General features: G+C 66.2%; 16 protein-coding genes, 2 tRNA genes and 1 other RNA gene. 7 read left to right on the top strand and 12 right to left on the bottom strand.

What is annotated here, in order from left to right; all coding sequences use genetic code 11:
* Positions 1-769 precede the first annotated feature (769 nt).
* From O3669_RS10095 to O3669_RS10135, 9 genes are all read right to left on the bottom strand, one after another.
* Complete coding sequence (locus tag O3669_RS10095; RefSeq protein WP_295969054.1) at positions 770-2,683, bottom strand: ABC transporter ATP-binding protein; 1,914 nt, start codon at positions 2,681-2,683, stop codon at positions 770-772.
* The gene (locus O3669_RS10100) at positions 2,680-3,651 is read right to left on the bottom strand and encodes an ABC transporter permease (protein ID WP_295920322.1); all 972 of its coding nucleotides are present in this window, start codon (positions 3,649-3,651) and stop codon (positions 2,680-2,682) included. Before O3669_RS10100 ends, O3669_RS10095 begins: the two co-directional genes overlap by 4 nt.
* Positions 3,644-4,570, bottom strand: a complete 927-nt coding sequence (locus O3669_RS10105; RefSeq protein WP_371524640.1) for an ABC transporter permease — start codon at positions 4,568-4,570, stop codon at positions 3,644-3,646. Before O3669_RS10105 ends, O3669_RS10100 begins: the two co-directional genes overlap by 8 nt.
* Before the next feature lie 319 nt (positions 4,571-4,889).
* Positions 4,890-6,482 carry an ABC transporter substrate-binding protein gene (locus O3669_RS10110; protein WP_371524642.1) on the bottom strand — a complete coding sequence of 531 codons (1,593 nt, stop codon included), beginning with the start codon at positions 6,480-6,482 and terminating at the stop codon, positions 4,890-4,892.
* A gap of 260 nt (positions 6,483-6,742) precedes the next feature.
* The gene (locus tag O3669_RS10115) at positions 6,743-7,660 is read right to left on the bottom strand and encodes a glycine betaine ABC transporter substrate-binding protein (RefSeq protein WP_371524644.1); all 918 of its coding nucleotides are present in this window, start codon (positions 7,658-7,660) and stop codon (positions 6,743-6,745) included.
* Positions 7,657-8,352, bottom strand: a complete 696-nt coding sequence (locus O3669_RS10120; RefSeq protein ID WP_371524646.1) for an ABC transporter permease — start codon at positions 8,350-8,352, stop codon at positions 7,657-7,659. Before O3669_RS10120 ends, O3669_RS10115 begins: the two co-directional genes overlap by 4 nt.
* The gene (locus O3669_RS10125; protein ID WP_371524648.1) at positions 8,349-8,987 is read right to left on the bottom strand and encodes an ABC transporter permease; all 639 of its coding nucleotides are present in this window, start codon (positions 8,985-8,987) and stop codon (positions 8,349-8,351) included. Before O3669_RS10125 ends, O3669_RS10120 begins: the two co-directional genes overlap by 4 nt.
* Entirely contained in the window at positions 8,984-9,868 is an 885-nt protein-coding gene (locus O3669_RS10130) for an ABC transporter ATP-binding protein (protein WP_371524664.1), read from the bottom strand. The genes O3669_RS10125 and O3669_RS10130 overlap by 4 nt, the downstream gene beginning before the upstream one ends.
* Complete coding sequence (locus O3669_RS10135; RefSeq protein WP_371524650.1) at positions 9,865-10,344, bottom strand: MarR family winged helix-turn-helix transcriptional regulator; 480 nt, start codon at positions 10,342-10,344, stop codon at positions 9,865-9,867. The genes O3669_RS10130 and O3669_RS10135 overlap by 4 nt, the downstream gene beginning before the upstream one ends.
* A 279-nt stretch (positions 10,345-10,623) precedes the next feature.
* Between O3669_RS10135 and O3669_RS10140 the strand changes: the two genes are divergently transcribed.
* The gene (locus tag O3669_RS10140) at positions 10,624-11,328 is read left to right on the top strand and encodes an ion transporter (protein ID WP_371524652.1); all 705 of its coding nucleotides are present in this window, start codon (positions 10,624-10,626) and stop codon (positions 11,326-11,328) included.
* Between the two features lie 321 nt (positions 11,329-11,649).
* Here the strand turns inward: O3669_RS10140 and O3669_RS10145 are convergent, their stop codons facing one another.
* The gene (locus O3669_RS10145) at positions 11,650-13,023 is read right to left on the bottom strand and encodes a uracil-xanthine permease family protein (RefSeq protein WP_371524654.1); all 1,374 of its coding nucleotides are present in this window, start codon (positions 13,021-13,023) and stop codon (positions 11,650-11,652) included.
* A gap of 158 nt (positions 13,024-13,181) precedes the next feature.
* Here O3669_RS10145 and O3669_RS10150 point away from each other — a divergent pair, with 158 nt between their 5' ends.
* Together O3669_RS10150 and O3669_RS10155 are read left to right on the top strand one after the other, a co-directional pair.
* Complete coding sequence (locus O3669_RS10150; protein WP_371524656.1) at positions 13,182-13,637, top strand: hypothetical protein; 456 nt, start codon at positions 13,182-13,184, stop codon at positions 13,635-13,637.
* 91 nt (positions 13,638-13,728) lie between these two features.
* A tRNA-Ser gene (locus O3669_RS10155) sits at positions 13,729-13,816 on the top strand.
* 773 nt (positions 13,817-14,589) lie between these two features.
* Here the strand turns inward: O3669_RS10155 and O3669_RS10160 are convergent.
* Positions 14,590-15,153 (bottom strand): YbaK/EbsC family protein, encoded by a 564-nt coding sequence (locus O3669_RS10160; RefSeq protein ID WP_371524658.1) that lies wholly within the window; start codon positions 15,151-15,153, stop codon positions 14,590-14,592.
* A 288-nt stretch (positions 15,154-15,441) separates the two neighbouring features.
* Here O3669_RS10160 and ffs point away from each other — a divergent pair.
* Both ffs and O3669_RS10170 read left to right on the top strand, forming a co-directional pair.
* Positions 15,442-15,537: signal recognition particle sRNA small type (ffs, locus tag O3669_RS10165), an RNA gene on the top strand.
* Between the two features lie 118 nt (positions 15,538-15,655).
* A tRNA-Arg gene (locus O3669_RS10170) sits at positions 15,656-15,728 on the top strand.
* A 1,197-nt stretch (positions 15,729-16,925) separates the two neighbouring features.
* On the opposite strand, the gene gluQRS is transcribed toward O3669_RS10170, so the two are convergent.
* The gene (gluQRS, locus tag O3669_RS10175) at positions 16,926-17,840 is read right to left on the bottom strand and encodes a tRNA glutamyl-Q(34) synthetase GluQRS (RefSeq protein WP_371524660.1); all 915 of its coding nucleotides are present in this window, start codon (positions 17,838-17,840) and stop codon (positions 16,926-16,928) included.
* 388 nt (positions 17,841-18,228) lie between these two features.
* On the opposite strand from gluQRS, the gene O3669_RS10180 reads away from it, so the two are divergent.
* Both O3669_RS10180 and O3669_RS10185 read left to right on the top strand, forming a co-directional pair.
* Positions 18,229-18,687 (top strand): CrcB family protein, encoded by a 459-nt coding sequence (locus O3669_RS10180; protein WP_295967239.1) that lies wholly within the window; start codon positions 18,229-18,231, stop codon positions 18,685-18,687.
* Positions 18,684-19,052: a CrcB family protein gene (locus tag O3669_RS10185; protein ID WP_371524662.1), complete on the top strand. Its 369-nt coding sequence runs from the start codon at positions 18,684-18,686 to the stop codon at positions 19,050-19,052. Before O3669_RS10180 ends, O3669_RS10185 begins: the two co-directional genes overlap by 4 nt.
* The last annotated feature ends 205 nt before the right edge of the window (positions 19,053-19,257 follow it).

Raw genomic sequence — 19,257 nt, forward strand, 5'->3', positions numbered from 1 at the left:
CAACGGTCTGATTTCAAAATCTGAAATATCTGGAGGGGAATTACGTGCGACATTTTTGGGTAACCAGGGTGTGTGAGGTCGGGGCGGGGAAGGGGTTCGTGCGTGGTTGGTGGGTCCCTCCCAAAAGTCGCACGTAATTTAACTCGGTCATTTTTCGAGATGGCCCACAAACGTTGCAATTCCAACGGTCTGATTTCAAAGTTTGAAATATGTGGAGGGGAATTACGTGCGACATTGGTGACTGGCGGGCATGACTGATCAGTACATAGCCACATGGCAGACCGGGGACGAGGCCGGGGGTCAGACCGGGGACAAGGCCGGGGACGAGGCCTGGGGACGAGGCCGGACCAAGCAGGGGAGCGCAGGCCGGACCAAGCAGGGGAGCGCAGGCCCGGGACAAGGCCGGGGGTCAGGCCGGGGACGAGGCCGGGGACGAGGCCGGACCAAGCAGGGGAGCGCGGGCTGGAGGCAGGCGGATACAACGAGGGGCCGGGGGATGAGGCCTGGGTCGGTCCAGAGGATGAGGCGGGGGTCAGACCGGGGACGAGACCGGACCAAGCAGGGGAGCGTGGACCCGAGGCAGGCGGATACAGCGGGGGCACGAGGCAGGCGGATACAACGAGGGGCCGGAGGCAGGCGGATACAACGAGGGGCCGGAGGCAGGCGGATACAACGAGGGGCCGGAGGCAGGCGGATACAGCGAGGGGTCCGATACAACGAGGGGTCCGAGGCGCCGCGGCGCCTCGGACCCCCATGTCAACGTGTGAGGTTACAGGTTGAGCTGGATGTTGCGGCCGGGGACGGCCTCGATCAGCTCGCGTGTGTAATCCTCGACGGGGTTGTTGAACAGTTCGTCGGTGGTGTTGGCCTCGACGAGCTTGCCCTTCTCCATGACGATGACGTCGTCGGCGATCTGGCGGACGACAGCCAGGTCGTGCGTGATGAAGAGGTAGGACAGGCCCAGCTGCGCCTGCAGGTCGTTGAGCAGGTACAGGATCTGGTTCTGCACGAGCACGTCCAGGGCGGACACGGCCTCGTCCAGGACAATGACCTCCGGGTTGAGCGCGAGGGCGCGGGCCACGGCCACGCGCTGGCGCTGGCCGCCCGACAGCTCGTTGGGGTAGCGACGCATCGCCGAGCGAGGCAGGGCCACCATGTCGAGCAGCTCCGCGGCGCGCTCGACGCGCAGCTTCTTCGGGTTGAGCTCGCGCTTCTCGGCGGCAGACAGAGTGCGAGACCCTTCCGAGGCCTCGACGAGCTTCGTCATCCACTCTTCGGGTTCGCGGCCGGTCGCTTCCGCGCGCGCGATCTCCTGCTTGGCGTACTCCAGGGTGCCGTAGCCGTGGATCTTGAGGGGTTCCTCGATCAGGCGGTAGATCGAGTACATCGGATCCAGCGAACCGTAGGGGTTCTGGAACACGGCCTGGAGGCGGCGGCGCAGATGGAACAGCTCGGTGCGGCTCATCGTGGACGTGTCAACGCCGTCGAAGAAGATCTTGCCGGCGGTGGGCTCGAGCAGCTGGAGAATCATGTTCGCGGCGGTCGACTTGCCGGAGCCGGATTCGCCGACGACCGCGAGGGTCGTGCCGCGACGCAGCTCGAAGGACACGTCGTCGACGGCCAGGAAGGTGTCGTTGCCCTTCTTGGCGCCGCGGATGTCGAACTCCTTGGTCAGGCCTTCGACGCGGATGATCGCATCGGTGGAGGTTGCGCCCTTGCCGGCGCCCGTCAGCTCCTCGTCGGTGACCGAGATGCCCTGCTTGTGCGCGGACTCGATGCGGGCCGAGGCCAGGGAGGGCGCGGCCGAGACGAGGCGCTTCGTGTAGGGGTGCTGCGGGTGCTGGAGGATCTCCAGGGCGGGGCCGGATTCGACGATGCGGCCGCGGTGCATGACGACGAGCTGCTCGGCGCGTTCGGCCGCCAGGCCGAGGTCGTGCGTGATGAACAGCACGGCGGTGCCCATCTCGGCGGTGAGCTTGCCGAGGTGGTCGAGGATGCGGCGCTGGACGGTGACGTCCAGGGCGGAGGTCGGCTCGTCGGCGATCAGCAGCTTGGGGTGCGCGGCCATGCCGATGGCGATGAGGGCGCGCTGGCGCATGCCGCCGGAGAACTCGTGCGGGTACTGCTTGGCGCGGCGTTCGGCGTCGGGCAGGCCGGCTTCCTCGAGGAGCTGGCTGACGCGTTCGCCGACCTCGCTCTTGGGCACGACGTTGTTCGCGAGCAGGGCCTCCTTGACCTGGAAGCCCACGCGCAGGACGGGGTTCAGGTTACTCATCGGGTCCTGGGGGACGAGGCCGATGCCGGATCCGCGCAGCTCCACCCACTGCTTGGTGGTCAGGTTGGTGATGTCGCGGCCGTCGAACTCGATCTTTCCGCCCGCGACCTTGCCGGTGCCGGGCAGCAGGCCGATGACGGCGGCGGCGGTCGTGGACTTACCGGAGCCGGACTCGCCGACGATGGCGACGGTCTGACCGGGGTAGATGGTCAGGTTCGCGCCGCGAACGGCGGGGACGACGCCGGTCGAAGAGGTGAAGGTGACCTCCAGGTCCGTGATCTTGAGCAGGGGCTGCGCGTCGTCCGGGTGGACGGGGGACGAGGCCGTGGCCGCGCTGGGGGCGACGGCTCGTTCGACGATCTCTTCCATCTCCGTCTCGGAGAGGGGCGTGTTGTTCGTTTCGCTCACTTGCGTGCCTTCGGGTCGAGGGCTTCGCGCACGGCGTCACCCATCATGATGAAGCTGAGGACGGTCAGGGCCAGGGCGGTGGCCGGGTAGAACAGGACCATGGGGGCGTCGCTCAGCTGGTCCTTGGCCGTCGAGATGTCGGCGCCCCAGGAGACGACTGTGGTCGGCAGGCCGATGCCCATGAAGGACAGGGAGGCCTCGGAGACGATGAAGGTGCCCAGTGCGACGGTGGCGTACACGATGATGGGGGCCATCGAGTTGGGGATGATGTGGCTCATCAGGATACGTCCGCGCGAGGCGCCGGTAGCACGCGCCGCGGTGACGAATTCTTCGTTCTTAGCGCTCATGACGGAGCCTCGGGTGATTCGCGCGATGGACGTCCAGGCGAAGGTCGACAGGACGACGACGACCATGGCGATGGAGCGGGACTCCTTGAACATCTGCATGAAGACGATGGCTGCGAGGAGCAGTGGGATCGCGAAGAACACGTCGGTGATGCGCGAGAGCAGGGAGTCGATCCAGCCGCCGATGTAGCCGGCGATGGCGCCGATGGTGCCGCCGATGATGACGACCGCGATCGTGGTGAGCACGCCGACGGAGACGGAGGCGCGGGCGCCGTAGATGACGCGCGAGTAGATGTCGCAGCCCTGCTTGTCGAAGCCGAAGGGGTGGCTCCACAGCTCGGGGGCGCCGAGTGAGCGCGAGAGCACGCAGTAGCGCGGGTCCTGGCTGGTGAACAGCGAGGGGAAGAGCGAGATCGTGATGGCGAAGAAGATGATCGTGGCCGCGAACCAGAAGAGGGGGCGGCGACGCAGGCGCTTCCAGGCCTCTCCCCACATCGAGGAGGGGGCGCCCTCGTCGGGCACCGCGTCGACGGCGCCGAGGCCGGTTTCGTCGATGTCGGAGACGTAGTGGTCCTGCCCGGCGCGGGTACGGGTGATGTTGGCGGAGGGAATGATGTCACTCATAGCGGATCCTCGGGTCGAGCACGGCGTAGAGGAGGTCAACGATCAGGTTGGCCAGGATGTACACCAGGACGAGCACGGTCGTAATGGACACGACGGTGGGGGCTTCGCCAAGCCGGATGGCCTGCCACAGTGTGCCGCCGACGCCGTTGATGTTGAAGATGCCCTCGGTGATGATGGCGCCGCCCATGAGCGCGCCGAGGTCGCCGCCGAGGAAGGTGGCGACGGGGATGAGGGAGTTGCGCAGGATGTGGCGCGTCATGACGGCGCGGTTGGTCAGGCCCTTGGCGCGGGCGGTGCGCACGTAGTCGGCGGAGACGTTCTCGGAGACGGACTGGCGGGTCAGTCGGATGACGTAGGCCAGTGAGACGCCGCCGAGCACCATGGCTGGCATGGTGAGGGAGGCGAAGTCGACGGAGACACTGGCTGTGACTGGTAGGACCCCTAGTTTGATGCCGAGGAGGAACTGCAGGACGAAGCCGAGGACGAAGGTGGGCACCGAGATCAGCAGGAGCGAGAACACGAGGATCGTGGAGTCGAACCAGCCGCCGCGGCGCACGCCGGCGATGGTTCCCAGCGTGATACCGAAGATGGATTCGATGGCCAGGGCGTAGACGGCGAGGCCCATGGTGGTGGGGAAGGCCCTCGCCATGACGTCGATGACGGGCTGCTGGTTGAAGGATTTGCCGAAGTCAAGGGTGAACACACCCTTGAGGTAGAGCAGATACTGCATCCAGAAAGGTTGGTCGAGGTGGTACTCGGCGCGGATCTTCGCAGCGGCCGCCTCGGTGAGGCCGCGGTCGCCGCCGAGCGCGGCAACGGGGTCACCTGGCATCAGGTAGACCATCGCGAAGATCAGAAAGGTGGCTCCGAAGAAGACCGGGATGGTCTGGAGGAGTCGCCGTCCGATGTAGCGGAGCATGGGCAATCCTTTAGATTCGTGTCGAGGGATGGGCGCGGTGCCGCTCCCGAGCGTACGCCCCGCTGGGGGCGGGGCTGCCTATGTGTCCCATCATAGGGTAAAGAATGAGCAAATGAGGTATGGGGTTCGTTATGTGGCCGGAGCATCAAACACTTTCGTTTCTTTTGTAGGCGAAAGTGCGGTTCACATGTCGGGCGCTTGACGAGGCCGGGGCGGGCTTCGCTCGCCGCTGACCTGAGCGTTGCCGAGTCTGTGTACAACGAGGGGGGTGGGCGGCTAGGCCGCCCACCCCCCTCGTGAAAGGTTAGTTCCTAGGAACTCACTTCTTGTCCTGCGGGGTCTTGGTGATCTCGTAGACGAGCGGCTGACCGCGCCAGTCGAAGTTCACGTTGTCGACCTTCTCGGACCATGCGCCGTTGGCGTTGTAGTACCACAGCGGGATGACAGGCAGATCCTTGAGGAGGATCTCCTCGGCCTGCTGCATGATCATGTTGCCATCTTCGGCCGTGGCGGCGCTTCCGGCCTGCGTGATGAGGGCGTCGAACTCGGGGTTGGAGTACTCACCCTTGTTCGAGGCGGCCTTGGTCACGTACAGGGGCTGCAGGAAGTTGTAGATCGACGGGTAGTCGGCCTGCCAGCCGGAGCGGAAGGCTGCGCCGATCGTCTTGTCATCTTCCTGCGCGAGCAGGGTCTTGAAGTCGACGACGGGCTTGCCTTCGGCGCTGATGCCCAGCGTGTTCTTGATGGAGTTAGTAGTGGCCTCGACCCATTCCTTGTGGCCACCGTCGGAGTTGTAGGCGATCTCGAAGGTGCCGTCCCACGGGGCGATGGCGTCGGCCTGCGCCCACAGTTCCTTGGCCTTGTCGGGGTTGTAGCTCAGGACTTCGTTGCCGGCCAGGTTCTCGGAGTAGCCCTCAAGGGTGGGGGCGGTGAAGTCCTTGGCGGGGGTGCGGGTCTTCGAGTAGATCTGCTCGGTGATCTCGTCGCGGTTGATGGCCATGGAGATGGCCTGGCGGCGCAGCTGGCCTTCCTCGCCCTGGAAGTGATCCAGGTACTGGGGGATCGTCAGCGTCATGATGCCGGCGTAGGGCTGGTTGACGGAGCGGCCCGCGAAGGTGTCCTGGTAGGAGCCGATGGCCGCGGAGGGCATGGCGTCCATGACGTCGAGGTTACCGGCCTTGAGGTCGTTGTAGGCGGCGTCCATCGACTGGTAGAACTTGATGAGGACACCCTCGTTCTGGGCCTTCTCGTCACCAACGTAGTTCTCGTTGGGAACCAGGTAGATCTTGACGTTGTGCTCCCAGGCGTTCTTCGAGGCGAGCTTGTAGGGGCCGTTGCCGACCGGGTTCTGGCCGCCGGCCTCGGGGTTGTCCAGGGTCGAGTTCGGCAGCGGCGCGTAGGCGGTGTAGCCCAGGCGGCTGAAGAGGTCGTAGCTGGGTGCCTTCAGCGTGATCGTGAAGGTGTAGTCGTCGACGACCTCGACGCCGGACAGGTCGCCCACGCCCGCCTTGTCGGTGCCTGCGAAGTCGCTGAAGAAGGAGGCCTGCTGCTGGTTCTCAGAGGTGATGAGCTTCCAGGCGCGGGTGAAGTTCTCAGCCTTGACGGGGGTCCCGTCGGAGAACTTACGGTCCTGGTGGAGCTTGACGGTCCAGACGGTGTTGTCGTCGTTGGGCTCGATGGACTCGGCGACGTCGAGGATGGCGTTGCCGTCAACGTCGTAGCGCACGAGCTCGCTGAAGATCTGGGTCAGGATCTTACCGCCGCCGGTTTCGGCGGTCTGGCCGGGCAGCAGCGGGTTCTGCGGCTCGGAGCCGTTGAGGACGATGGCGTTGGGGTTGATTCCGCTGGAGCAGGCAGTCAGTGCGAGCGCAGCGCCGACGGGAATGGCGAGCCATGCCTTCTTCAGGTTCATGGTTACTTCCTCCTGATTGATGGACGGGACCGGGGTCGGTGCCCTAGGTCATGATCTGAGGGTAGCCCGTCGGGTGTGGAAGATACCGTGCCTGTCCATCATGTGCGCATTACATTTTGATTACAAATGTAAAAAGAAGGTCAAATAATGGTGCCTGTCACATAAAAGTCCCTGTTTGTGGTCAGTGTCATACGAGACGAGGCCGGGGCTGGGAGCGCGCTCACGCACACTCAGCCCAGGCCTCGTCCATCGAAGAGCACTCAGGAGAGCAGGCCCTCCGAGATCAGCCAGTCGTGGGCGATCTGAGAGGCGGACTTCTGATCCTTGGTCGACGCGCGGTTCATCTCGACCAGGTCCTCGGCATCCATCGCGGCGCTCACCCGGTTGATGACCGCGGCGGCGTCATCGTTCACCCTCGACGAGGCCAGGGGAACCACGTGCGAAGCGAGGAACAGGCCGTCCGGGTCCTCCAGGACCGTCAGGGTCCCCTCCGCCAGCGCCGGATCCGACGAGTAGATGTTGGCCAGCTGGATGTCCCCGTCCTTCAGGGCCTTGATTGTCAGCGGTCCGCCCGAATCCTCGATCGGCGTGAAGGACACCGTCACACCGTAGGTCTGAGCCAGGCCCATCGGCCCGTAGGGGCGCGTCTCAAGCTCCGAGTTGCCGCCCAGGACCAGCGGGCCTGCCCCCGCCAGGTCGCCGATGGAGGTCACCGAATGCTCCGCCGCGAAGGTCGAGGTCACCACGTAGGAGTCCTGGTCGGTCGCCGGAGACTGATCGAGGGCGCGTAGCCCCATGGGCAGGGCGGTCGCCAGCGCGTCGTAGACCTCCTGGGAGGTGCGGGCGCTCGCGTTCTGGTCCAGGTACTGCAGCAAGTTGCCCGTGTATTCGGGGAAGACGTCGATTGCGCCGGCCTCGATCTCGGGCATGTAGACCTCGCGCTGGCCGATCCGCAGCTGGCGCTCGACCTGAAAACCGGAACCCTCAAGAGCCTGGGCGTAGACCTCGGCCAGGATCTCGTTCGAGTAGTAGTCCTGAGAGCCCACGACGAGCGTCGTCTGGCCATTCTCCGAACTTTCGGTGCTCGCGTTCCCGCCGACCGACTCTGCGGAACCGCAGGCGGCCAGCGCCAGGGTGGAAGCGGCGATGGTGGCCATCGTCATCATCGTGCGTTTCATAGTGACTCCTTGAGTGAGTTGTCCTCATTGTCTAAGAAAGAATGGGTGCGGGCCCGAAGGCGTCGCGCAACCAGCGCCAGGAGCGCGTCGGTCGCCAGTGCGAGGGCGACGACGATGATCGCGCCCCCGATCATCTCCGCGTAGTCGCGGGTCTTCAGCCCCTCGTAGAGGAAACGGCCGAGGCCGTAGTTCGCCGTGTAGGCCGCCAGCGTCGTCGTCGCGATCACCTGGAGCGTCGCCGAGCGCACGCCCGCGGCCACGAGGCCAGCCGCGTGCGGGGCCTCGACCTGCGCGAGGACCTGTTTTTCAGTGAGTCCAATCGCTCGCGCCGCGTCCACGGTCGCACGCGGCGTCGAGGCGATGCCCGAATACGTCGCCGACAGGAGTGGCGGGATCGCCAGGACGAGGAGCGCCAGCGTCGGGGCCGCCAGTCCGATACCCAGCCACAGGCCCGCCAGCGTCAGAACGCCGAGGGTAGGCACCGCTCGGGCCGCGCCCGTCGCGCTCACCAACCACCGGCCTCGTCCCGTGTGCCCGATCCACGTGCCGAGCGGCACCGCGATCAGCGCCGCGAGGGTCACAATCAAGGCCGTCAACCCCAGGTGCTGCGCCGAGCGCGTCAGGATCCCCGACTCGCCCAGCCAATTCGCCGGTGTCGCCAGCCACGCCAATGCGCCGAGAAGGATACTCATGCGCGCCCCCTCCTCGTCCACGGGGTGAGCAGCCAGCCGACCCCCTGCACGGACGCGTCCACCACGAGCGCCAACAGGACGGTCGCGACCAACCCGGCCACGACCTCGGCAATCAGGCCGCGCTGAAAACCATCCGTAAACAGCGTTCCCAGCGAGCGCACCCCGATAAACGCCCCCACCGTCACCAGCGACACCGTCGACGTGGCGACCACGCGCGTACCCGCCACAATCACGGGCGTGGCCAGCGGCAGCTCCACCTCGACGAAGCGGCGAAGCAGGGGGTAGCCGCACGCGTTCGCGGCCTGCAGGGTCGCGCGAGGAATCGCGCGGAACCCCTCGGCGGCCTGACGCACGAGAACCGCGACCCCGTAGAGCGTCAGCGCCACGATCATGTTCGCGTTGGAACGCAGAGCGACGCCGATAATCACCGGAACCACGACCAGGAGGGGCAGTGAGGGCACCGCGTACAGCGCCGACAGCGCCGAGAGGACCCAACCGCCGCGGCGCGAAAACGCCGCCCAGCGCGCCACCGGAACCGAGAGCGTGACCGACAGGAGAATCGCCGGCAGCGCGATCCACAGGTGCGCGACCGCGAGCTCGCCGATCAGCCACCAATTCGACGACAGCCAGGTCACGGGCGCCCCCCGCGGACCGGCGCGGGCGACGCGCCCGAGGGGGTCGAGGCCTCGTGCCCGCCCTGCTCAAGCGTGCCCCGCGCGAGGGTGCCCACCGGGGTCCCAGCCTCGTCCACGACGAGCCCGCCCGGGCCCGACACGCGCACCGGGCGCGCCGCCCGCGAGGCCCCCACGAAGTCCGCGACGAAGGGCGAGGTGGGCGCGGTCAGAAGCTCGGTGGGCGCCCCCACCTGCTCGATGCGCCCGCCCGTCGACAGGACGGCAACCTGGTCGCCCAGCGTGAACGCCTCGTCCACGTCGTGCGTCACGAACAGAATCGTCGTGCCCAGCGCCCGCTGAATCTCCTTCAGCTCGCGCTGCAAATCCGCACGAACAAGCGGATCCAGAGCGCCGAACGGCTCGTCCATGAGGAGAATGTCCGCGCGGTTCGCCAGCGCCCGGGCAACCCCCACGCGCTGACGCTGCCCGCCCGAGAGCTGCGCGGGGTAACGATCAGCCATCTCCGTCTCCAGGCCAACCAGCTCCAGGAGCTCAAGGGCGCGCTCGCGGGAGGCCTGCTTGCTTGCGCCCTCCAGGCGGGGGACGGTCGCCACGTTGTCTGCGATCGTGCGGTGGGGGAACAGGCCGCCCTCCTGGAGGACATATCCGATCGAGCGGCGCAGGCGCACGGGATCCTCGCCTGCGACGTCCTGGCCCCGCACAAACACTGTGCCCGAGGTCGGGGTAACCATTGCGTTCACCATCCGCATGAGCGTCGTCTTGCCGCAGCCCGAGGTGCCCAGGAACACCGTCGTCGAACCCTGCTCGATGGTCAGAGAGAAGTCCTCAACCGCCCGCGTGCCGCCCGGGTAGGTCTTCGAGACGTGATCGAAGCGGATCATGCGCGTCCCTTCCTGTCCGCCCTCGCCGCCGGCGCGTCCTTCCACGAGGGATCCCCGGCCTCGTCAATGAGAGTCAGCGCGCGGGCCAAGTGCTCGCGCTGGTCGGGGGAGAGGGGCGCGAAGAGGCGGGCCTGCTCGGCGTCGACGATTGTCTGGGCGGCGGCCAGGTTATCCATGCCGAGCGGTGTGACCGTCAGGATCGTGGCGCGCCGGTCGTGCTCGCACGGGGCGCGGTGTACCAGGCCGTCGCGGTCGAGGCGCTCGACCAGGCGCGAGGCAGCCCCCACCGTGATCCCCTGACTGGCTGCCACCTCCTGGATGCGGCAGGCGGGGGTGTCGCGGACGGTGCGCAGGACGAGGAATCGGCCGAGTGAGAGCGGGTTTCCGGCGTCGCGCAGGGCGGCGTCGAGCGCGTTCCAGGCGCGGACCTCCGCGCCGACGAGGGCCATGAACAGGGCCGACGGATGTGTTGCCATGCGCATCAGCTTATCGTGAAATAGTTTCCATGTCTGGCTTCTGTGAGGGTTGATTCGTCGCGCTCATCGTGAACTGATTGCCCGATTTATGCGGAAACTCTAGCGTGATGAGTGGGTTGCGTTTTCTCGTGTCAAGTCTTCACGTTGATGCGTGTTACTCCGGCTGTCAGTGCGAAAGTGCGCGTCTTGGGTCGCCTGAGGGGCGGGCGCGCGCGGTGTGTGAAGGACCTCCGACGAGCGCGGTGCTACAGTGCCAAGTATCGACGAAGGGGTGGATAAGTGCGAGAGCGTCTCTACAATGTGCTCGACGGCGACGACGCGCCGGCTGCGTGGTTCGGCCGCGTCATGACCGTGCTGATCATCGCCAGCCTCCTGCCCCTGTGCTTCAAGGAATCCAGCCCCATCCTCGAAACGATCGAGTACGCGTGCGTCCTCGTGTTCATCGTCGATTACCTGGCCCGCTGGGCCACCGCCGACCTCAAGCTCCGCAAGGGCGCGCTGTCGTTCCTGATCTATCCCTTGACCCCCATGGCCATCATCGACTTACTGTCGATCCTGCCTGTTTTCAGTGCCCTCAACGACGCGCTTCGCACGCTGCGAGCGCTCCGCCTCTTCCGCACGCTGCGGGCCTTCAAACTCATCCGCTACTCCAAGAGCACGTCCGCCATCGCCGCCGTGTTCGAGAAGCAGAGGGAGGCGTTGCTCGCCGTCCTCTGCCTCGCTATTGGCTACATCCTCGTCAGTGCCCTCGTGATCTTCAACGTCGAGCCGGAAACTTTCGATACCTTCTTCGACGCCGTGTACTGGGCGGTCGTCTCCCTGACGACCGTCGGCTACGGAGACCTGTACCCGTCCAGCGACATTGGGCGCACAATCGCCATGCTTTCCTCGCTCATGGGAGTCGCCGTCGTCGCCCTGCCCTCGGGCATCATCACGGCGGGCATGCTCGACGAGCTGCGCGGCGAGGGGAGTTCGGGCGACTGATGTGCGGGGGTTTTGTTGTCGCGTGCATCCTTGTGGCCCCTGCCCTCCTCTGAAAAGTCGCACGTAATTCTCATCCGGTCACTTTGTGGGTGTGCCTGAAAACGTTGGAATTTCAAGCATTGCGCTGACGAGGATCGCGGCGCGCTGGGGGAATTACGTGCGGAATTATGGGGACGGACGAGGCCGGGGCCCAGCCACGCTCCCACCTCGCGGTGAGAGAGCGACCAGGCCCCGGCCTCGTCAATTACGCTCGGAGACCCAACCCACCACGTGACGGTGAGAGAGCGACCAGGCCCCGGCCTCGTCAATGAACGCGTCAGATCAGGCGTCAGCCTGCGGCGCGGGGGAGCGATGGCGCTTCGAGTACGCCTCGCCCTCCAGCTCCGAACCCGACGGCGCAGACGCGGGCGTCGCCGCCTCCAGGTTCGTGCCGCGCAGCTTCGAGATCAGGCGCATACCGTGGTAGATCAGCAGAGCGGCGGCCGTGCCCAGCGCGATGCCCTCGAACGAAATGTTGCCGATGGTCCACGTGAAGTTCGCGATCGCGACGATCAGGGAGACCGCGGCGGTGTTCAGGTTCACCGGGTTGGAGAAGTCCACGCGGTTCTGCACCCAGATGCGAACGCCCAGCATGCCGATCATGCCGTACAGGACCGTGCCAGCGCCGCCCAGGACGCCGGCGGGAATCGTCGCGATGAGGGCACCGAACTTCGGCAGCATCGACAGGACCAGGGCGACGCCGGCCGCGATGATGTACGCCGCCGTCGAGTACACGCGGGTCGCAGCCATCACGCCGATGTTCTCGGCGTAGGTGGTCGTACCCGAGCCGCCGCCGCTGCCGGCCAGCATCGTGGAGAGGCCGTCCGCGACGAGCGCGCGGCCCGTCAGGTCGTCCATGTTCTCGCCCGTCATCGCGGACACCGACTTCACGTGGCCGACGTTCTCGGCGACCAGGATGAAGACGACCGGCAGGAACAGGCCGAGGGTCGAGACGGAGAAGGCCGGAGTGTGGAATTCGGGGAAGCCGATCCACGCGGCGTTGCTCACCTTGGAGAAGTCGACCTCGCCCTGGTAGATCGCTGCCAGGTAGCCGACCAGCACGCCAATCAGGATCGAGAGGCGACCGAGGATGCCCTTGAAGAGGACGGTCACGAGGCAGATCGACACGATCGTCACGACGGCCGTGATCGGACCCTGCTTCACCCAGTTCCATGCGGCGGGCGCCAGGTTCAGGCCGATGAGCGCCACGATCGCGCCCGTCACCACGGGCGGCATCACCGCGTCAATCCAGCGTACGCCCGCGAAGTGAACGATCAGGCCGACGAGCGCGAGCGTCGCACCCACAGAAATGATGCCGCCGAGCGCGTAGGAGGGGCCCAGGGAGGAGCTGACTGCCTGGATCGGCGCGATCAGCGCGAACGAGGAACCCAGATACGAGGGCAGACGGCCCGCCGTAATCAGGAAGAACAGCAGGGTGCCGATCGCGGTGAAAAAAAGCGTTGTTGACGGGGGGAAACCTGTCAACAACGGAACAAGGAACGTGGCACCAAACATTGCGACCACGTGCTGGGCACCAATGCCAGCGGTGCGCGGCCACGAGAGTCGTTCATTCGGAAGGACGACGTCGCCGGGATTAATGGACGTGCCGTTACCGTGAAGCTTCCAACGGAACAGCGGGGTCTTCGTTTCGCTCATAAGCGTTCAAATCCGATCAGTTGATGGGCGGGATGGCCGTACCGGTCGGGACACCAGGGTAGCGCGTTACGCCCTCGTCCCGTGGGATTTGACGCCGAAAAACCGCCTCCGCGGGCAAAGTGTGGTGGACGCCCCTTCCGTTATGCGATAGTGGAGACATGAGCGCACCGTACCCCGCCCCTGCCCCCGCACCCAGCGGCGCGTCTGCGGAGCTGGGCACCCAGGCCTCGTCAATGAACGCCCCAGCCACCATCGTCGGCGCACCCACCCCGGGCGACCCCTACGGCTACGCGCCGACCACCCACTCCGCCGCACCCGCAGGCCCCAGTCGCTTCCCCGGCACAGAACACGTCGACGTGCAGGCCGTGTTCGCCGGTGGCGGGTACACCTCGCCCAAGCCGATCACCAACCCGATCGTGCGCGTCGCCCTGTGGTTCGCCGTCTTCGGTTTCATCGCCCTTGGCATCGCGACCATCGTCAGCATGGTCTTGGCGATCATCGGCCTGGTCCGGTCATTCTCCCTTCCCGACAACATCGGCAAGCGCGAGTCCATTGCCATCCTCACCTACGACGTCCTGTTGGCCCTCGGGATGCTCATCATCGTCTTCTTGTAAATGCCCGGACGCCCATCTGTGACCGGCTCCATTGACTTGGATTGGCGCTGAGGGGTGTTTCTTGCTTATGATTGTCCGGCACGATGTGCACGGAGGATTCGCCTAGTGGCCTATGGCGCACGCTTGGAAAGCGTGTTGGGTGCAAGCCCTCGGGGGTTCGAATCCCCCATCCTCCGCCACCGGACCCCGGGACCTGTTGAGGTTCCGGGGTTTTTGTATTCCCGGATGTGCATGTGACTGCGGATGTGGGTGTGTGCCTGGGAGTATGTGCGCGGGCTGGTGCATGCGCGCGTGGGCCTGGAGCTGTGCGCGCGGGCCCCTTTGCTGGCGGCCTTAACCCATTGATGCGCAGCTGGGCCCGATAGGTGGCAGTGTGGGCGGCCTGCCTGGACTACCACCTGTGGGGTTAACCTGCGCAGTAAAGGGGCTCAGGCATCCACGTGTCCGGTCGATCCTGCCATCCCTGTGGCCAATGCTGCCGCCCCTGCGTCGATCGCCTTCGCAAGTCGCCGCGGTTGAGCTTGTTACCCGCGCATGCGGATAGGAAACGAGCACGCGGATAGCTTATGAACATGCGGATAGCTTCGTAACCTATCCGCAAGCGCCTAACCTATCCGCGAAGGCGAAACCTATCCGCGAGTGGTAGGCCTGTCAGCTGCCGCCACGCATGCTCGTTCCTGCGCAGCTGGGCCCTATTGGTGGCAGTGTGGGCGGCCTGCCTGGACTACCACCTGTGGGGTTAACCTGCGCAGTAAAGGGGCCCAGGCATCCACGTGTCCGGTTGATCCTGCCATCCCTGTGGCCAATGCTGCCGCCCCGGCCTCGTTCCCCGTGAAACACGCGTGAAACGGAGGGGGAGAGCGGAGCCCGGCCCAGGCCTCGTCCCGACGCCGTGAGTCGACGGCGAACGCGCCGTCAGTCTGCGGCGGCCGTGCGCCCGGGCCTCGTCCCTTCAGACCCCGAGGCCTTCGACGATCTCCGCGCCCGGGAGTGCGGTGAGGACCTCGCCGGTGACGAATAGCTTGGAGCGGCGCAAGCCCGACCCGATGCAGCTCCAACCGGACGCGCACGCCGAATCAATAAGCAGGCGCCACGAGCCGGGCACGCCCACCGGTGTGATCCCGCCGTACTCCATGCCCGACGCTTCGACGGCGCGCTCCTGCGGCCAGAAGCTCGCCTTGCGCACGTCGAGCCGCTTCTTGACGACGTGGTTCACGTCCGCGTTCGTCGTCGCGCGCACGACGCACGCCGCGATCCGCTCCTCGCCGGCGCGCTTGCCCGCGACCAGGATGCAATTCGACGACAGCGCCAGGTCCATGCCGAACTCGCGCGTCATCGTCTCCGTGTCCGCCAGCTCCGGATCGATCGCCACCACCAACGCCGACGAGGCCGTGGCAACCCCGCGCTCGGCCAGTGCGGTGAGGGCGGCGGCGACCGGCGGCGCGAGCAAATCCAGGTGATCCAACGCAGGACGCGGCTCCAGCGAGCCGATGCCGGGAATATTGATGTCGCTCATACCTCCAGCGTAGGGTGCGCATCGCGGTGTCGCGGCTGGGGGTCGAAGCGCGAGAAGCGGTAACGGGCGGGGTTACGGTGGCCTCGCGGCGGACGTGATGGCGGAAATGCTGCGGCGGGGTTCTGGAGGGGAGTCCCAGGAGGCTCTCAGGAATCTACGGGTGACGGATCCTGTTCCGAGGTTGTGGTGATCGGCTGATTGTCCGCAGGAAACCGCCGTTATGCGTGCTCTTTTGTGGATCTGATGAGGAGCGGCTGCGCGCGAGGGTGAAAAGCGTGTATGCTGGTGGCCGGTCCTCCGCGTGACGGTATCATCCGAACCTCCCCAGGGCAGGAATGCAGCAAGGATAAGGGTGCGCTGCCGGGTGCGCGGAGGATCTCTGTATATGCTGCTCGGTTTCGGTCGGCCGCAGGACGCAAAACTAGGGTGTGCTTCAAGCCACATCGTTTGATTTTGCATCTCGGTGAGAAGCGTGTAAGCTTATGCTCAGCCAAACGGCACAGCGCCCGTAGCTCAATGGATAGAGCATCTGATTACGGTTCAGAAGGTTGGGGGTTCGAGTCCCTCCGGGCGCGCAGCGGCCCCCCTCGGTGCGATCCACCGGTGGGGGTTCTGCATTTTTGAAAAGGCACTCCTGCGGGGGTGCTTTTTTCATATCCGAAGTCGCCCGTGGTGATCGGCGCGGAGCGGCCGACACGCGAGCTGCGGTTCGAGCCTCTCACCCCCCATCTCCGTGGTAGCTCAGGGTTATAGGACACTACGTGTTGCTGGAAGGGTGACTTTTTGGCTTTCTGGTGCGGGAAAGTCGGTATAGAAGGTGGTGGCATCTGCTCGCGTCTTCGTGTGGGCAGCGTCTGTACATTAGCTCCGTGATTCTGCGCGCGGGCCCCGGACTGTGCGCGCGTGGGTCGGTGGGCCCTTTTACTGGTAGTGGTAACCCGTTCCTGCGCAGCTGGGCCCTATTGGTGGCAGTGTGGGCGGCCCGCCTGGGCTACCACCTGTGGGGTTATCCTGCGCATGAAGGGGCCCGGGTATCCACTTGTCCGGCCGATCCTGCCACCCCCGTGGATGATGCCGCCATCCCTGTGGGCGATGGCGCCACCCCTGCGTCGATTGCCTCCGTAAATGGCCGCGGTTGAGCTTGTTACCCTCGCATGTGGGTAGGAAGCGAGCATGCGGATAGCTTATGAACATGCGGATAGCTTCGTAACCTATCCGCAAGCGCCTAACCTATCCGCGAAGGCTGAACCTATCCGCGAGCGGCAGGCCCAGTCAGCTGCCGCCACGCATACTCGTTCCTGCGCAGCTGGGCCCGATAGGTGGCAGTGTGGGCGGCCCGCCTGGACTACCACCTGTGGGGTTAACCTGCGCATGAAGGGACCCGGGTATCCACCTATCCGGGACTGTGCGCGTGGGCCCCTTGACTGGTAGTGGTAACCCGTTCCTGTGCAGCTGGGCCCTATTGGTGGCAGTGTGGGCGGCCTGCCTGGGCTACCACCTGTGGGGTTAACCTGCGCATGAAGGGGCCCGGGTATCCACTTGTCCGGCCGATCCTGCCGTCCCTGTGGCCGATGCCGCCATCCCTGTGGGCGATGGCACCACCCTTGCGTCGATCGCACCCGAGCTCATCACACCTATCCGCCGCATCAGGGGCTTACCCCAGCAACACAACAAGATTGATCACCCAGTCACGCGCCCCGACGGACCCCTTCGCCGCCCGCCGCCCGATGGTCGCCGCCCGCTGTTCGCTGCCCGTTGCCCGCCGCCCGTCGCTACGCGTTCGGCGGTGTCACGACCCACGGGTCGGTGGGCAGCGAGCGCAGCCCGGAAATCCCCAGCACATCCGCAATGTCGGCGGCGCAACGCGCCCCGGGCACACCAAGCGAGCAACCGATAAACGCGACGACGTCCGCCGTGGACCAGCCCAGGCCTCGTAAATCGGCCAGCGTGACCGCGCCGTCGTGCTTGGCCAGGCGAGCGCCCGACGGGGCCAGCGCGAGCGGCACGTGCGCATAAACGGGGACGGGCGCACCCAGCAGGTGGGCGAGCTGAGCTTGGGCAGGCGCCTGGGAGAGCAGGTCGAAACCGCGCACAACCTGGTCGACGCCCTGGAACGCGTCGTCGACGACGGCCGCCAGGTTGTAGGCGGGCACGCCGTCCGCGCGGCGCACGACGAAGTGGTCGACAGCCCCGGTGTAGGAGCCGTGCAGCTCGTCGAACACGGTCCACTCGGGCGAGGGCGCGGCTAGACGTAGGGCGGGCTTGCGGCCCAACGCGGCGAGCTCCTCGCGCTTGCGGGCGCGCTCCTCCTCGGACAGACCAAGGCACGTGCCCGGGTAGTGGCCGGGCGGCACGTGCGGGGCGGACGCGGCCTCGCGGATGTCGCGGCGGGTGCAGTAGCACTCGAAGATGAGGCCTCGCTCGGCCAGCGACGCTAGGGCGGCCTCGTGCGCGTCGGCCCGCTCGGTCTGGATGAGGGGCTCGCCGTCCCAGTCGATGCCGATGGCCTCCAAGTCGGCGATCTGGCGCTGCGCCGACCCCGCGCGCTCCCGGTCGATGTCCTCGATACGCAGAACAAAGCGCCGCCCGGTCGTGCGCGCCCATGCCCACGCGAGGATCGCGGTGCGCAGGTTCCCCAAGTGGAAATCGCCTGTGGGGGAGGGTGCGAATCGTCCGGTGTTCGTCATGGCCTCAGTGTACGAGGCCATGGCCTCCTCCCGGGATCCACCTTCCCGCGCGCGAGTGAGGACGTCACCATCGTTGAGGAGGGCCAGGCATCGTGTGAACCTCCCCGCACGCGAGTGAGGACGGGGCGGGACCCGTCTTGCCGTCGGCGGCTCTCCTCAGCAGTGGCGATCCCCAGCAGTGGCTGCCCTCCATACCGGCGGCTTGCGCGCGGGCTGTTGCGCGACAGCTCGCCGAGCCCTTCGTCGTCTGAGAGGCGCTGCGCCCGGCTGCGCGAGATGAGCGGGAGCTGCCCGGGCCTCGTGCTGCCCGCCGAGCCCGATGCCCGGCTGTGCGAGATGAGTGGGAGCTGCCCGGGCCTCGTGCCACGGAAAGCGTACAGTGGGAGGCATGGCAAACAAGTGGATCCCCGACTGGCTGGCGGTTTTCGTGGGCGGCGTCGCGGGCACGGCTGCGCGCGCGGGCCTGGACGAGGCGGCGAAGGCCTCCCCTGTGCGCGGCCTCTTCCTGCCCTGGTCGACGCTGACGGTCAACCTCGTGGGCGCGTTCCTGCTGGGCGTGCTGACCGCGTGGGTGACCTGCCGACTCGCGCGCGGCGACGGGAATACGGCCAGCCTTAAGGCCCTGAAACTGCTGATTGGCACCGGTTTTGCGGGCGCGTTCACGACGTACGGGACGTATATTGTGGCGTCGGCGGGGTACGTCTCGCTCAACGGTATTGCCGAGGCCGTGGCCCAATCCCTGGGTCTCCTCGCCCTGGGTGCAGCGTGCGCGTGGGCGGGTGTGCGCGTGGGGGAGTGGGTGTGTCCGCCGGTGGGCGGCGGCGCGCGCGGAGGTGAGGAAGCGTGAGTGGCATCGTGTTTTTCGGCGTGGCACTGGCGGGCGGTGTGGGCGCGTGCGCGCGCTTCGGGCTGGATCGTTTTGTGCAGAGCGCCGTGTCGTCGTGGGGCGAGCCTGCGGCGGCGAAGCTCGGCATCCTCGTCGTCAACGTTGTTGGTTGCTTCCTGGCTGGCGTGGCGACGCAGCTGGTGCCCGCGGCCGCCATGCCGATCGTGTCCACCGGCTTTTTGGGTGGTTTCACAACGTTTTCGACGGCGGTCCTGGACGCGGTGACGCTGTGGGGTGACGGGTTTCGCGGCCGAGCGTTGGTCCTCGCGCTGGGCACGTGGGCGGCTTCGTGGGCGGCTGCGCTCGTGGGCATCGCCGTCGCGTGACGTTCCGGGGCGTTCCGGGCGGATCGGTCTCTCGGTGACGTCGTACCCTCCGCGGTTGGTTACCCCAAAATGTCGCACGTAATTCCCCTGTGGCTATTTCAAGTTTTGAAATCGGATCGTTGGAATTGCAACGTTTTCTAGGGTGCTAAGAAAAGTGAGGGTACCCAAATTACGTGCGACTTTTGGAGAGGGCGAGGCCGGGGCG

Source organism: Pauljensenia sp. 20925_1_34 (genome assembly GCF_041432775.1).
In the GTDB taxonomy this organism is placed as follows: domain Bacteria; phylum Actinomycetota; class Actinomycetes; order Actinomycetales; family Actinomycetaceae; genus Pauljensenia.